The sequence below is a fragment of the Pseudofrankia sp. EUN1h genome, assembly GCF_001854645.1.
GTDB lineage: Bacteria > Actinomycetota > Actinomycetes > Frankiales > Frankiaceae > Pseudofrankia > Pseudofrankia saprophytica.
On record NZ_MBLN01000002.1, the window covers coordinates 201919 to 216076 of the forward strand.

General features: G+C 73.1%; 9 protein-coding genes. 4 read left to right on the forward strand and 5 right to left on the reverse strand.

What is annotated here, in order from left to right; all coding sequences use genetic code 11:
* Positions 1–99: 99 nt before the first annotated feature.
* From BCD49_RS46280 to BCD49_RS01505, 3 genes are all read right to left on the reverse strand, one after another.
* Positions 100–846, reverse strand: a complete 747-nt coding sequence (locus tag BCD49_RS46280) for a MerR family transcriptional regulator (protein ID WP_442960455.1) — start codon at positions 844–846, stop codon at positions 100–102.
* 201 nt (positions 847–1047) lie between these two features.
* A complete protein-coding gene (locus BCD49_RS01495; RefSeq protein ID WP_158072922.1) occupies positions 1048–4197 on the reverse strand; it encodes a WD40 repeat domain-containing protein in 3150 nt (1049 codons plus the stop codon).
* A gap of 120 nt (positions 4198–4317) precedes the next feature.
* Entirely contained in the window at positions 4318–5769 is a 1452-nt protein-coding gene (locus BCD49_RS01505) for a dipeptidase (protein ID WP_083401184.1), read from the reverse strand.
* Between the two features lie 61 nt (positions 5770–5830).
* Here BCD49_RS01505 and BCD49_RS01510 point away from each other — a divergent pair, with 61 nt between their 5' ends.
* Positions 5831–7528 carry a hydantoinase B/oxoprolinase family protein gene (locus BCD49_RS01510; protein ID WP_035924245.1) on the forward strand — a complete coding sequence of 566 codons (1698 nt, stop codon included), beginning with the start codon at positions 5831–5833 and terminating at the stop codon, positions 7526–7528.
* A 130-nt stretch (positions 7529–7658) separates the two neighbouring features.
* Here the strand turns inward: BCD49_RS01510 and BCD49_RS01515 are convergent, their stop codons facing one another.
* Positions 7659–7913 (reverse strand): hypothetical protein, encoded by a 255-nt coding sequence (locus tag BCD49_RS01515; RefSeq protein WP_131803354.1) that lies wholly within the window; start codon positions 7911–7913, stop codon positions 7659–7661.
* A gap of 328 nt (positions 7914–8241) precedes the next feature.
* Here BCD49_RS01515 and efeO point away from each other — a divergent pair, with 328 nt between their 5' ends.
* On the forward strand, positions 8242–10470 hold the full coding sequence (gene efeO / locus BCD49_RS43360) for an iron uptake system protein EfeO (RefSeq protein ID WP_241832228.1): 2229 nt from the start codon (positions 8242–8244) through the stop codon (positions 10468–10470).
* A gap of 161 nt (positions 10471–10631) precedes the next feature.
* Positions 10632–11915 (forward strand): iron uptake transporter deferrochelatase/peroxidase subunit, encoded by a 1284-nt coding sequence (efeB, locus tag BCD49_RS01525; RefSeq protein ID WP_007514351.1) that lies wholly within the window; start codon positions 10632–10634, stop codon positions 11913–11915.
* Positions 11916–12008: 93 nt separating this feature from the next.
* Here efeB and BCD49_RS01530 read toward each other — a convergent pair whose 3' ends face one another.
* Entirely contained in the window at positions 12009–12863 is an 855-nt protein-coding gene (locus BCD49_RS01530; RefSeq protein ID WP_007514350.1) for a TylF/MycF/NovP-related O-methyltransferase, read from the reverse strand.
* A gap of 584 nt (positions 12864–13447) precedes the next feature.
* Here BCD49_RS01530 and BCD49_RS01535 point away from each other — a divergent pair.
* A complete protein-coding gene (locus BCD49_RS01535; RefSeq protein WP_007514348.1) occupies positions 13448–14143 on the forward strand; it encodes a TMEM165/GDT1 family protein in 696 nt (231 codons plus the stop codon).
* Positions 14144–14158: the final 15 nt, after the last annotated feature.

Sequence of the window (14158 nt, forward strand, 5' to 3'; positions counted from 1 at the left end):
TGGGCTCGGCGGGTGCCGCTGGCCGAGCGCGCGGGCACTCGGCGTCCGTTCCGCGTCGATCGGCGACCGCTCGCGGCGGCGCGCCGGCGGCGCGGACGGTCAGGTCCGGTCGGGGCTCGTCTCGGTCGAAGGCGCGTCGTGCTCGGGTGCGGTTGAGCGGTGGGCGGTGACGGCGCGCGCCGCGCCGCCACTACCGCCATCGTCGCAGGTCGTGGCACTGTCCCCGGTGATGGGGGCGGTGTCGACGGCGCCGGAGCGCGTGACGATGTCCGTGAGATCGTCCGTGACATCGGGGTCGTCTGTGACATCGGAGTCGTCCGTGACTTCGGGCAGCCGGGACGCGTCGTCGTGCAGGCCGGCGACGAAGTCCGCGGCGATCCCGGCACGCGCCCGCAGATCGGCGAGCTTCTCCTCCGCCAGCACGGCCCAGGTCTTCAGCCGCTCCCGCAGTTCGTGCTGGCGGTCCGCCGTCAGGTCCGGCACGCGAAGCTCGTCACGTACCGCGAGCAGGGAGCGCATCTCCTCCAGCGTGAAGCCGAGCGGCTTCATACGCTTGATCAGAAGCAACCGGTCCAGGGCGTCCTCGTCGTAGAGACGGAAGCCACCCTGGGTCCGACCGACCGGGGTGAGCAGCCCGGCCTCCTCGTAGAAGCGGACCGTGCGCAGGGACAGACCTACCTGCCGAGCGACGTCCCCGATCTGGAGGACGGTGACCGGGGCCGCCGTGGCCTCCGCCGGCGTCCCGACCTCTGTGAGTGCCGTGGCCTCCGTGGGCGCTGTGGYCCGCTGGGCCGTGCCCTTCGCGGACGCATCCGGATCCCGCCGGGCGGTGAACAAGGCTGCCACCACCTCACTGTCGAGTATCCGAATGCCGAAGACCGGTGGTCTCACCGGTGACTTTACGGCAGTTGGCTCAGCTCGGGCACATCGGCCGCGCCAGGTCGAAACGGTTCTTCGGGCCGCTCCGCCGGCCAGGAACCGCCGGAGCCACGCAGCGTAGGTGACCCGGATAGCCGGCCCGGGTTCTTTGGGTGATGGGAACGTTGCCTATGACGTCGGACGCGTCGGTTCGGGTACGGGCTGGGGGGCCGTCGCGGCACCCTCGGACCCGGCGCCCACCCGGCCACCGAGGCCGTCGTCCTCGGTCCCGACGACATCCATGTCGATGTCATCCAGGCCGGCGAGGTCGAGCGGAAGCGTGGCGTTCAGCGGATCCGTGCCCGCGCTCGGCCGCTGCTCGGTCGGCTCGGTCAGCTCCGTCGGATTCGTTCGCGTCGCCGTCGCCGTCGCCGTCGCCGTCGTTGGGCCGTCGACCGCCGTCCGCGACCCCGGTCGGCGCGGCCGGCTCGCCGAGCGGGTATGCGCACCGCGTGTTCGCCGGCCGGCTGACCGGCTGACCGACCCGTCCGCGCCGGCGGCCCGGCGCGGCCCGGCAGCCATCGGCGCCCAGACGGCCGCCGCCAGCGCCACCCCCAGCGCAGCGACCAGCGCCAACACGACGATCAGTCCGACGATCAACAGCAGCGCCGGAGGCAGCCCAAGCTGGTGACCGAAGACGAGCAGACAGCTCAGGCCGATCGTGGCCCCCCCGACCACCACCGCCCCGCCGTTCGTCCGGCGCCCACGGCGGCGCGTGCCCGGCAGGTCGATGCCGGCGTCGACCGGCGCGTCCCCGGTCGGCCCGAGGGTCGTCAGCGGCCGGACATCGGCCGTGATCTCCGTCTTCTCGGTGTCGGTCGCCTCGACGGCCCATGCCTCGTCAGGGCGCACCGCCGCGTGGCCGTTCGCGCCGCCCGGCTCATGAGCCTGGGCCGGCCGTGTGTCCCGCTCCAGTGAGACCGGCGTCGTCGGGCGCAGCAGGGCCACCGACCCGTCGAGGCTCGCGACGGCGAGCAGGCCGCGCCCGGGAGCGAACGCGACGGCGGTCACCGGCAGGCGCGCGCGCGTCCGCCCGACCGCGGCGGTCGGGTCCCGTAGGTCCCACAGCGCGACGTGCTCCGCGCTCACGGTGGCCAGCCACCGGCTGTCCGCGCCGAAGGTGACAGAGGTGATCCAGCCGGCGTGCGCGTCGATCGAGGCCCGCGGCGCCGGCGCCGACGGGTCGATCGTGTGCCAGAGGTCGACGGTGCCGTCGAGGCGTCCCACCGCCATCGTCCGGCCGTCCGGCGCCACCGCCACGTCGAACAGCGGGCCCTCGCCGGCCGCCAGGTGCATCCGGCGCACCGGCGTGGCCGAGACCTCCCAGAACTCGACCCGTTCGCCCGCGGTCGCGAGCCAGCGCCCGTCCGGGAAGATCGCGGCGGCGCGCACCAGGCGCGAGTCGCCCGCGCGGCCCAGCGGGCGCGGATGAGTGGGGTCCGTGATGTCCCAGATCCGGGCGGCCTCCGCGGCGAAGGTGGCGACCAGCCGTCGCCCGTCCGCCGAGAAGTGCACCCCGGTCAGGCCGCCGGGATGGGTGAGCAACGCGCGCGGGACGGGCCCGGCCAGCTCGCTCATCTCCMAGAGCACCGCGTTGGTGCTGTCGTGGCCGGTGGCCAGCCACGCGCCGTCGGGGGAGAACGCCACGACCGGCCCGGCCGCGAACCTCGTCGAGACCTCCCACAGCCGCGTGGGCGCGCCCGGGTCGTCGACGTTCCACAGCCGGACGCGGCCGTCGCCGCTCGCCGTCGCCAGCCGCCGCCCGTCCGGTGAGAACGCCACCGCGTATACCGGCGTGAACCGTCGGTCGACGTCACCCCTGGCCCAGCCCGGCCGGGACGGCGAGCGCTCGACCGTCGGCCAGCGCCGCACCGCTGGCCCAGGCGGAGCCGATGGCCAGATCAGCGCGGGCAGCAGGTGCCGGGCCGGCGGCCGGCCCATGGTCTCCTCCCAGTCCACGGCGGGGAGCCAGCGCCGGAGCCCCGGCCGGCGCAACGCCCGCTCCCAGCTCATGTCCAGCGACCAGCGCAACGCCCGTGGCCAGTGCCGCGAGAACGGCCCCCGCCCCGCCGGTGAACGGCGCGCGGGCAGCGGCAGGAACGCCAACAGCCAGCGCATCCAGCGCCATCCGCGCCGCCGGTGCGCCAACACCCCGACGACCGTGAACCCGTCCTCGTCCGGCTCGGCGGCCCCGTCCGGCTCAGTGGCCCCGTCCGGCTCGGCGACGCCGCGGGGCTCGGCGGCCCCGTCCGCCCGCGTCGCGGCGGCTGGGGCGGTGGGCCGTTCCGCGGCCGCGGTGGTGGTTTCGCCGGTGGCGCTCCCACCGGTTGGCGCCGTGCCCCGGCTGCCCTGGTCCGCGCCTTCCGGGTTCACCGGCGCGGTGGCGTCGTCCGGCGCGTAGCCAGACGTGTCCTCGGCGTCCCATCCCCGGTACGCGAGCGGAATGGTGTGTGACCCCGTCTCGCCGGCCATCGGCATCAGGAACGGGCCGTAGATCGGGGGCAGGATCAGCGGGCCGGTGTCCGGGGCCGGCGCCGGGATCGGGACCGGGCCGGTCGTCGGGTCATCCGGGATCAGCAGCCGGATCAGCTCGCTGAGATCCCCCGTGCCCGTCGGACCGAGCTGGGGGGAGACCCGCGTCTCGGCCGGCTCCGGCGTCGAGTCGGCGAACCTCGTCATGCCCGGGCCGGCCTGTTGGGCGGGTCTGTCCGGCGCGGGAGCGGCGGTGGGGTCCGCCGCCGTGGGATCGGCCGCCGTGGGGTCCGGCAGCGGCAACTGCCTGGCCGTCGCGGCGGGTGTGGCCTTGGTCCGGCTACGCGTCGACCGGGTGCGGGTCGTCTTCGGCCTCGACGGTTCCGTGGTCGTGGCGTCCGTGGTCGTGGCGTCCGTGGTCGTGGCGTCCGTGGTCGTGGCGCCTGTGGTCGTGGCGCCTGTGGACGCGGTCTGCGAGACGGTCGGGCCCTTGGCGGCCGCCGTTTTGGCCGGCGCGCGCCGGGGGGCCCGCTGGCGGGCTGGCGCCGCGGGCGTGGTCTCAGTCTCGGTTCCGGTCTCGGTTCCGGCCGGCGGGGTCGGCGGGCCGGGCCGGGCCTCGGTCGTCGCGGGCTCGGTCGTGGGCGCCGGGGTCGCGGTCGTCGGGGTCTCGGTCACCACGGGTTCAGGGGAAGTGGCCGGCGCGAGCGCGGGCGGCACGGGCTGGGCGGACAACTGGTCGACGGGCGCGGGATTCGCGGACTGTGGCTCCCCGGACGGGGCCGTCACCGGCGGGGGTTCCGAGGGCATGGCCAACGTGGCCTCATCCCCCCGCGATTCCATGACCCCCAAGAATGGCACCGTGCGATGCCAGGCGCGGAGCTGGGTTGCTCATTTTACGGGGTGATCGTGCTATTCGCCCCGCCCCGATCATGATCTCCCTGCTTTCGCTGGATGGCCGAGCAGGAAGAGCGCCTCGGCCAGGGCGATCTGCTCGATCTCGCTGGGGGCGACGCTCTCATTGGGGGCGTGGATGAGGCAGGCTGGCTCGGAGACGCCGACCAGCATGATCTCAGCGTCCGGGTAGGTCCGCGCGAACGTGTTGCACAGCGGTATCCCGCCGCCCTGCCCCGCCGTGGTGACCGGCCGCCCGTAGGCCGTCGCCAGCGCCGCCGTCATCGCCCGGTAGCCGGGCCCGTCGGTCGCGGCGCGGAACGACGCGCCGGATCCCTCCAACTCGACCTCCACCTGGACACGCCACGGCGCGACCGCGCGCAGATGCTCGGCGAGCAGCCCATAGGCGGCCTCCGGATCGACGCCCGGCGGAACCCGCAGGTTCAGCCGGGCCGCGGCGGCCGGCTGAACCGCCGACGGCGCGCCGGTCAGCGGCGGAACCTCCATGCCGATGACCGTCAGCGCCGGCCGGGCCCACAGCTGGTCGGCGACGGTCCCGCTTCCGAGCAGGCCGACCCCGGGCAGCACGTGCGCGTCGGCGCGCAGCCGTTCCTCGGGGTAGGGCTCGCCGCTCCACACCCCGTCGGTCGCGAGCCCGGGGATGGTGACGTCGCCCGCCTCGTCGTGCAGCGTCGCGAGCATCGCGACCAGCGCCAGCAGGGCGTCCGGCGTCGGGCCGCCGAACATGCCGCTGTGCATGCCGCTGGTGCCGGTGGTCACCCGGACGACGGCGCTCACCAGGCCGCGCAGCGCCGTCGTCAGCGTCGGCACGCCCACGGCGACGTTGCCCGAGTCGCAGATCACGATCGTGTCCGCGGTCAGCAGGTCCGGGTTCTGGTCGACGAACCGCTCGAGCCCCCCGGTGCCCTGCTCCTCGGAGCCCTCGACGACGACCTTGATCCCGACGGGCGGGGCATCCCCGACCGCCCGCAGGGCGGTGAGATGGGCCATCAGGTTGCCCTTGCAGTCGGCGGCGCCCCGGCCGTACCAGCGACCGTCCCGCTCGGTCAGCGTGAACGGCGGGCTGTCCCAGCTCGCCTCGTCGCCCGGGGGCTGGACGTCGTAGTGGGCATAGAGCAGCACCGTCGGCGCGCCGGCAGGCGCTGGTCGGTGGCCGATCGCCGCCGTCGAGCCGTCCGGCGTCTCGACCAGCCGCACGTCCGGCAGCCCGGCGTTGCGCAGCGCGTCCGCGACCAGGTCGGCGCCGCGCACGCAGTCGGCCGACGGCCCGAGCMGGGGGTCGAAGACGGTCGGGATGGCGACGAGCTCGGCGAGCTCCTGGCGGGCACGCGGCATGAGCGCCCGCACCCGCCCGGCGACGTCGGCGGCGAGCTCGGCCGAGACGCCGCCCGGAGGCTCACGGGTGGACAGACCGTTCGACCTACCGGTGGACGGGCCGGCGGGCACGCCGGGGGTGGCGGCTGGCATGGCCTCATCTGACCACGGCCCTCACGGCCCGCGCCGGGCGGGGAGCTGCCACGCTGGGGAGATGGACGCGGTGCCGGCCGGGCTGGACCCGGTGACCCTGTCGGTGCTCGCGAGCGGGCTCGCCGGGATCGCCGAGGAGATGGGGACGCTGCTGGTCCGCAGCGCGTACTCGTCGAACATCAAGGAGCGGCGGGACTGCTCGGCGGCGCTGTTCGACGCGGACGGCCGGATGGTCGCGCAGGCGGCGCACGTGCCCGTGCACCTGGGGGCGCTCTACGAGTCGGTACGGGTGGTCGCCGAGCGCGGCGCGGCGCCAGGGGACGTGTGGGTGCTCAACGACCCGTTCACCGGTGGCAACCACCTGCCGGACGTCACCCTCGTCAGCCCCCTGACCATCCCGCCGATCGCCTCCGCGGGCGGGTCGGAAGGACCGGGTGGGCCGAGTGGGCCGGGTGGACCGGGTGGCGAGATCATCGGCTACGCGGCCACGAGGGCGCACCACTCCGACATGGGCGGCATGCGGCCCGGCTCGATGCCGGCCGACTCGCGCGAGATCTTCGCCGAGGGGCTGATCATCCCGCCGGTCCGGCTGGTCCGGGCGGGCGGATGGCAGGACGACATCCTCGACCTCATCTGCGCGAACTCGCGCACCCCCGACCTGCGCCGTGGCGACCTGCGCGCGCAGGCGGCCGCGAACCGGCTCGCCGGCACCCGCCTGGCCGAGCTCGCCGCGCGGCACGGCCTGGCGACCGTGCTCACCGCCTTCGCCGAGGTGCTGCGCTACGGCGAGCGGCGCGGCCGGGCGCTGGTCGCGCTGCTGCCAGACGGCCGGTACGAGGCGGCCAGCGAGCTGGAGGGCGACGGCGCGGACGACGTCGACATCCCGCTGCGGGTCGCGGTGACGATCGCCGGGGACGGCCTCACGGTGGACTTCACCGGCACCTCGCCGGCCGTCCGGGGCAACGTCAACTGCCCGCGCGCGGTGACCCGCTCGGCGTGCTGCTTCGCGTTGCGGGTGCTGCTGCCCGACGACGTGCCGGCGAACGACGGCACGTACGCGCCGCTCACGGTCGTCACCGAGCCTGGCTCGCTGGTCGACGCCCGTCGTCCGTCGGCCGTCGTCGCCGGCAACGTCGAGACGTCACAGCGGATCGCCGACACCGTGCTCGCCGCCCTGGGCCAGGCGGTCGCCGCCGCTACCGCTACCGCTACCGCCGCCGCCGCGGGCGCGGCGGCGGCGGCGACCGAGACGGGAGAGGACCCGGCGACGCTGCCGGTCCTGCCCGCGCAGGGCCAGGGGACGATGAACAACCTGGTGATCGGCGGCGACGGCTGGACGTACTACGAGACGCTGGCGGGTGGGGCAGGGGGCTCGGCGCGCGGGCCGGGCCCGTCCGGGGTGCACGTCGGGATGACGAACACGCTCAACACCCCGATCGAGGCACTCGAGCTCGAGTACCCGATGCGGGTGGAGCGCTACGAGCTCGACGAGACGACGGCCGGCGCCGGCCTGCACGCCGGCGGCGCCGGCCTGGTCCGCGCGATCCGGGTGCTGGAGCCGGCGACCCTGTCGGTGCTGGCCGATCGCCGTCGCCACGCTCCGCAGGGCGCGGCCGGCGGCGGCCCCGGCGTCGTCGGCCGCGCCGACGTCGACGGCGACCCGCTCCCGCCCAAGGCCAGCCGACCGCTGCCTGCCGGCGCCGTGATCACGGTCCACACCCCAGGCGGCGGCGGCTGGGGAAAGCCAGCTTCCACCTGAGAGACAACCCGGCCCGGGAGGCATGACGCCACGGCCGCTTCTTTGACATCAGAGTGAGAGTGGGGACCACGGCCGTGCGGGGGAAGGTGGCCGTAGGTCCCGCCCCGGCCACCACACGACCGTGGTCCGTCTAGGGGGCCGGCGGGTCACCGGTCGCCGCGGGCGCGGTGTCGATGCCGGAGTGGTCGGGCACGGCCGGGCCGGTGCGGATCTGGACGAACCTGACCGTGCGCCAGTTGACGAGCATCGTGTGGCCGTCGGCCAGGTACAGCTGCTCGACCTCGCCGCGGAAGACCGCCTGGGCGACGCGTCGGCGAAGCCCGTCCGGGTCCGTGTCGGCCGGCAGCTCGAACGTCTCGCCGTCGATCACGATCCGCACTTCCACGCGTCCAACATTCGCACATGCGTTCGACGAGGGCAACGCTGTGGTCGCCCGTTCGGGTCGCGTGTCGGCGGTGAGTTCCGACTGTCCTGGAGGGGTGCGGCCGCTAGCCGTTGGCGGAGGCGATCTTCGCCTGGAGGTGGGGGTGTGGGGACGCCCGCGCGCCTTTCGTTCCTGCGCTGGTCGAGCTGTTGTGAGTCTTGGTCGAGGTGCTCGTGGGCACTCGTTCGGAGGACCCTTGCGTGTAGGTCTTAGGTAGTCCTAAGTTAGGTCGGCCTGCCTTAAGTTAGGTGGTCCTAACTGGATGGGACCTGGGCCCAGTGGAGAGTGCGTGGACAACTTCGTTCCGAACCTACTGATCGGGTTGCGTGAAGGGCTCGAGGCAACGCTGATCGTCAGCATCCTTGCCGCCTACCTGGTCAAGATCGACCGGCGTGACCGGATGGYCCACCTCTCCTTCGGGGTTGGGGCGGCGGTCGCRCTCAGCCTGGCTTTCGGTGCCGCGCTCACGTTCACCTCCGCGAACTTGTCGACCAAGGCGCAGGAGGGACTGGGCGGGATCCTGTCGCTGGTCGCCGTCGTGCTGGTGACCTGGATGGTCTTCTGGATGCGCAAGACGGCGCGCAACCTGTCCGGCGAACTGCGCGGCAAGATGGACGCCGCACTGTCTGTCGGTGCGGGCGCCGTCGTCTTCACCGCGTTTCTCGCGGTCGCCCGCGAGGGCCTGGAGACAGCGCTGTTCCTGTGGGCGACGATCGACTCGACGAACGGCTCGACCGTCGGCCCGATGCTGGGCGCGCTCGTCGGCATCCTGATCGCCATCCTGCTCGGCTACCTGCTCTACAACCGCGTGCTCACGTTCAACCTCGGCAGGTTCTTCACCTGGACGGGTGGCGCGCTGATCGTTGTCGCCGCCGGTGTCGCCGCCTACGGCGTCGGTGACCTGCAGGAGGCCGACCTGCTGCCGGGCCACGAGGCGCTCGCGTTCGACCTCTCCGACCACATCTCGGAGAGCAGCTGGTACGGCGCGCTGCTCAAGGGCATCTTCAACATCAGCCCGGTGTGGTCGTGGGCGCAGCTGGGCGTCTGGCTCGGCTACCTCGTCCCGGTCATGGCGATCTACGTCTGCTACCGCTACCTGTTCAGGTCCCCCGAGCCGGCGGCCGCCCCGGCCCCCGCCACGGCCGAGGCGACGGCCGAGGCAGGCGCGGTTCCGGCCGGGCCGGGCACGGCCCAGACAGACGCCGCCCCGGCCGCCGAGGCCGCCATCCCGACCCAGAGCACCGACTCGCCCAGCGGCCAGCACCGCGACATCCCGGCGCCCGCCGGCAACGACGACACCAGCAAGCCCGCCGACGGCGGCGAGGAAGCAGCTCCCAAGGAGGACGAGGTCATGGGTTGGCGTAGGACGCTCACGACGGTTCCGGTCCTGAGCGTCTCGGTCGTGGGCATGCTCGTGGCTGGTGGGGCGATCGGTTTCGCGCTGAACGGCGGCTCGGACGGCGGCACGGGCGGCACCGCGGCCGGCGCCTCGGTGGTCACCGCCGGCGACGACACATGCGCCTACTCGGGGCCGGCCCTGTCCGCGGGCGCCCACACCTTCAAGGTCTCGAACACCACCGGCAAGGCGATCGAGCTCTACTTCATCGGCGCGAACGACCAAGCCGTCGGCGAGGTGGAGAACGTCGGCCCGGGGACGTCGCGCAACCTGACCGTCGACCTGGCCGAGGGCGACTACACCCTGCGCTGCCGGCCGACCAGTACCACTGGCGACGGCGTGACCTCGAAGCTCACCATCGCCGCGCCCGGTGCGTCCGCCCCGGGCGCCGCCTACGACCCGCGGCTGTACGAGGCCGTCGGCGAGTACCGCGTCTACGTGGAGGGCCAGACCAGTCAGCTGGTCACCGCCACCGAGACGTTCGTCGCGGCGGTCAAGAGCGGCGACGTGGAGGCGGCCAAGCGCCTCTACGCACCGACCCGGGTCTTCTACGAGCGGATCGAGCCGGTCGCGGAAAGCTTCGGCGACCTCGATCCGGCGATCGACGCCCGGGACGGCGACGTCCCAGCGGACGAGTGGACCGGCTTCCACGTGATCGAGAAGGATCTCTGGGTCAACGGGAAGACCTCCGACCCGGCCGTCGCCGACAAGTTGCTCGCCGACGTGAAGAAGCTGCAGACGCTGGTCACCGACGTGAAGCTCACCCCGAGCCAGCTCGGCAACGGCGCGGCCGAGCTGCTCAACGAGGTCGCCACCAGCAAGGTCACCGGCGAGGAGGAGCGGTACTCGCACACCGACCTGATCGACTTCGCCGCCAACGTCGAGGGTGCCCGGGCCGCGTACGAGCCGCTGCTGCCAGTTCTGAAGGACACCGACCCGGAGCTGGCGAAGACCATCGACGCCCGCCTGACCGATGTCGAGAAGGCGCTGGAGCCGTACAAGTCGGGCGACGGCTACGCGGACTACACCTCGCTGAGCGACACCCAGGTCCGAGCACTGTCCGACAAGGTCGACGGCCTGGCCGAGCCGCTGTCCAAGCTGACCGGGGCGGTCGCGGCCTAGCGGGGCGGCCGGACCGGCCCGCCAGTGGGCATCCGCGGCCGGTCCGGCCAACCGCGTTTTCTGGACCAGTCGTAACAAAGGCGCCGTCTGGCGGCCTAGTCAGAAGTCGGGCGGTGCCACCGTCCGGGAGGACGCAGGAACAGGAAGCAGGGGTAAAGAACGTGGCTGGGACACGGGTGTCGCGGCGAGGGCTGTTCGGGCTGGCTGGAGTCGCGGCCGCAGGCGCCGCCACTGCCGGTGGCCTGACCGCCTGCTCGGACGACAAGAGCGGAGGGACCGGGGCCGTCCCCGCCTCGGGGAAACAGCTCGTGGAGTTCCACGGCGCCCACCAGGCAGGGATCGCCACCCCAGCGCAGGACCGGCTGCACTTCGCCGCGTTCGACGTCGTCACCGACAGCCGCGCCGATCTGGTCGAGGTACTCAAGGAATGGACGGCGGCCGCGGCCGCCATGGCCGCGGGTAAGGCGGTCGGCGACGGCGTCGCTGGCGCCCAGGACGCGCCGCCCGACGACACCGGCGAGGCCGAAGGGCTCGCGTCCGGCCACCTCACCCTGACCTTCGGCGTCGGGCCGACCCTGTTCACCACGGCTGCTGGCGTCGACCGGTTCGGACTCGCCAGCCGCCGGCCGGCCGCGCTGGTCGACCTGCCCGCCTTCCCGCTCGACGCCCTCGAGCCGGCGCGCTGCGGCGGGGACCTCGCCGTCCAGGCCTGCGCCGACGACCCGCAGATCGCCGTGCACGCCGTGCGCAACCTGGCCCGGATCGGCCGGGGCGTCGTCGCGGTCCGCTGGTCCCAGCTCGGGTTCGGCCGCACGGCGTCGACCAGCTCCAGCCAGGCGACGCCGCGCAACCTGATGGGGTTCAAGGACGGCACGAACAACATCCACGCCGAGCAGCCGGCCAAGCTCGACGAGCACGTCTGGGTCGCCCCCAACGATGAGAAGAGCGCCGCCGCGTGGATGGCCGGCGGGTCGTACATGGTGACCCGCCGGATCCAGATGCTCATCGAGCGCTGGGACCGCACCTCACTCGCCGAGCAGGAGACCACCTTCGGTCGCACCAAGGTCGTCGGCGCGCCGTTCGGCCGCACCGGTGAGTTCGACGCCGTGGACCTCAAGGGCCACACGGCGGACGGCGAGCTGGTCATCCCGGCGGACGCGCACATCCGCCTGGCCTCGCCGGACACCAACGGCGGCCATGCGATCCTGCGCCGCGGCTACTCGTTCACCGATGGCAGCGATGGCCTCGGCCACCTGGACGCCGGCCTGTTCTTCATCGCCTTCCAAAGAGACCCGCGCAAACAGTTCATCCCGCTCCAGACGCGGCTGGCGAACTCGGACGCGCTCAACGAGTACATCGAGCACACGGGCAGCGCGATCTTCGCCGTCCCGCCCGGCGTCGCCGCCACCGGCGGCGACTACTGGGGGCGCGGCCTGTTCACCTGAGCGGTGTCCGGTGCGGTGGGCGCTGCGCTGGTGCGTCGCCGCCGGAGCGGCCCGTCCTCCCTTCGCGCGGCGAGGACGGGCCGGCGCGCGGCGTCAGGAGGCCCGGGCGCCAACGGATGACGGAGTGGGCTTCGCCAGCGCGGGGAGCGCACCGGTCGCTGGGACCACGCCGATCGCGCCGCCCTCCGGGCCGAGGCGGGTGAGCAGCAGCGGGATCTGGTGGGTCGCGATGTAGGCGTCGACGGCCTGCTGGGAGCCCTTCCACCAGCCGTAGTCATCGATGATCAGCACCCCGCTCGGGCTGATCCGCGGGAACAGGTGCTCCATCTCGTGCCGGGTCGACTCGAACCAGTCGGTGTCCAGGCGCAGCAGCGCGATCTGCTCCGGGGCGCCGGCAGGCACCGTGTCCTCGACCATGCCCTTGACAAAATGGATCTTGTCGGCGGGGTAGCCGATCCGTGCGATGTTCTCCTTGACCTGCTCCAGCGGCACGATCGACCAGGCTGACGCCGGGTCGTCCGGGTCGGAGTTGGCGAGCAGGTGCTCGGCGGTCTGCCCGTCCGGCGCTACGTCGGCACCGGTCGGCGGCGTCATGCCTTCGAAGGTGTCGAACAGGTAGAGATGGCGCGAGGTGTCCCCGAGCTGCAGCAGCGTGCGCGCGGCCGCCATCGACGAGCCGCCGGCCCACACGCCGCACTCGACGATGTTGCCGGGAATCTTGTTCGTCACCAGGTAGCGGACGGCCTGGATGAGACCGAAGACCTTCGACGGGTCGGTCATCGTGTAGGGGGACGTCTCGCGGATGGTCGCGACTGCCAGGGCATCCATGCCGGCGGCGTCGAACCCCGGACGGCGGCGGACGACGTCGAAGCCAGTCTGCTGTACCGCCTTACGCAGGGTCGTCTTAGCCTGGTCGGCGTACGCCTTTACTTGTTTCTTGGAAGCCATGCGCCTCTCCTCGACGGACGGGCTGTACGCCGCTCGCTGCGCCCCCGTGCGATATTCGCGCAGGCTCGRCCGAGCGATGATGTCATAGCGGCCAGCGGTCCTGTCAGCCGGTTGTCGGCGAACCGGCACGGGATGCCAAAGCGGAGATCCTTCGTCCGGGTCGGTGGTTCTGTCACCTGTCGCCGGTCTTGGGTGGTCCTGGGCGGCCCGGGCCGGGCCTGCCGAGCCGCGGTGGGCGGGACCGGCGGTCGGACGCGGCGGGGCCCAACGCCTGGCGGCGGAGGTGGCGACCCGCGGCGGAAGCGTGGATCCGGAGTGTTGGTTCCGCTCCTCCGGTAAGGTGGCTGGCGAAGGGGAGTAGCCCTACTGCCTGGCGCCAAGGCGCTAGGCAGTCCGGCCGTCGACATACTGGCGGCGTCGCGGGCCAGGCCGATCTTGATCGGCTGAGGCTCGGCGACGCAGGCCCGGCGGTCGGGCCCGGTCGATCTTGAGGTCGACCGGGTGGACGAGACCTTCGATCCGGTTCACGTGCCGGGTCGAAGGGACTCGCGCCCCCGGCCCGGCCTGAGAAGAGAGACCAGGCCGTGAGCCTTACCGCCGCGTTCGTTACTTTCGGCATCATTTTTGTCGCCGAACTGCCCGACAAGACGATGGTCGCGAGCCTTGTGATGGGCAGCCGCTACCGGCCTCTCTACGTCTGGGCCGGGGTGGCCGCGGCATTCCTCGTGCACGTCACGCTGGCCGTCGCCGCCGGCAGCGTGCTCACGCTGCTGCCGCACCGCGTCGTCGACGCGATCTCGCTGGTCCTGTTCGCCGTCGGCGCCGTGCTCGTCTACCGCGAGGGCCGCGCCGAGACCGACGAGACCGACGAGATCGGCCAGACCAGTGGGGCCGGCTCGATCCAGGAGAGCCGCGCCGTCGACGTCCGCCCGTCGGCCGGTGAACCGGCACCCACCGAGGCCGCGGTCGCTTCCGAGGAGCGGGAAAGCCCGGCATCTCGTGGCTTCTGGCGAGTGGCGGCGACCTCGTTCACCGTCATCTTCCTGGCCGAGATGGGCGACCTGACTCAGATTTCCACGGCGAACCTGGCCGCCCGGTTCGGTTCGCCGGTGACGGTCTGGCTTGGCGCGTTGCTCGCGCTGTGGTCGGTGGCGGCGATCGCCATCGCCGGTGGTCGCGGCCTGCTGCGGGTCGTTCCGGTAAAGGTCATCACGAGGATCGCGGCGGCTGCCTTCGTGATCCTGGCGATCCTCAGCCTCATCGACGTGATCCGCGGCTGAGTCGCGGGGCGGAGG

What these genes read in the sequence shown, in the direction of transcription:
- BCD49_RS01510 (WP_035924245.1), top strand. Translation starts at nt 5,831, where the DNA reads ATGGACGCGGTGCCGGCCGGGCTGGACCCGGTGACCCTGTCGGTGCTC.
- BCD49_RS01530 (WP_007514350.1), bottom strand. Translation starts at nt 12,863, where the DNA reads ATGGCTTCCAAGAAACAAGTAAAGGCGTACGCCGACCAGGCTAAGACG.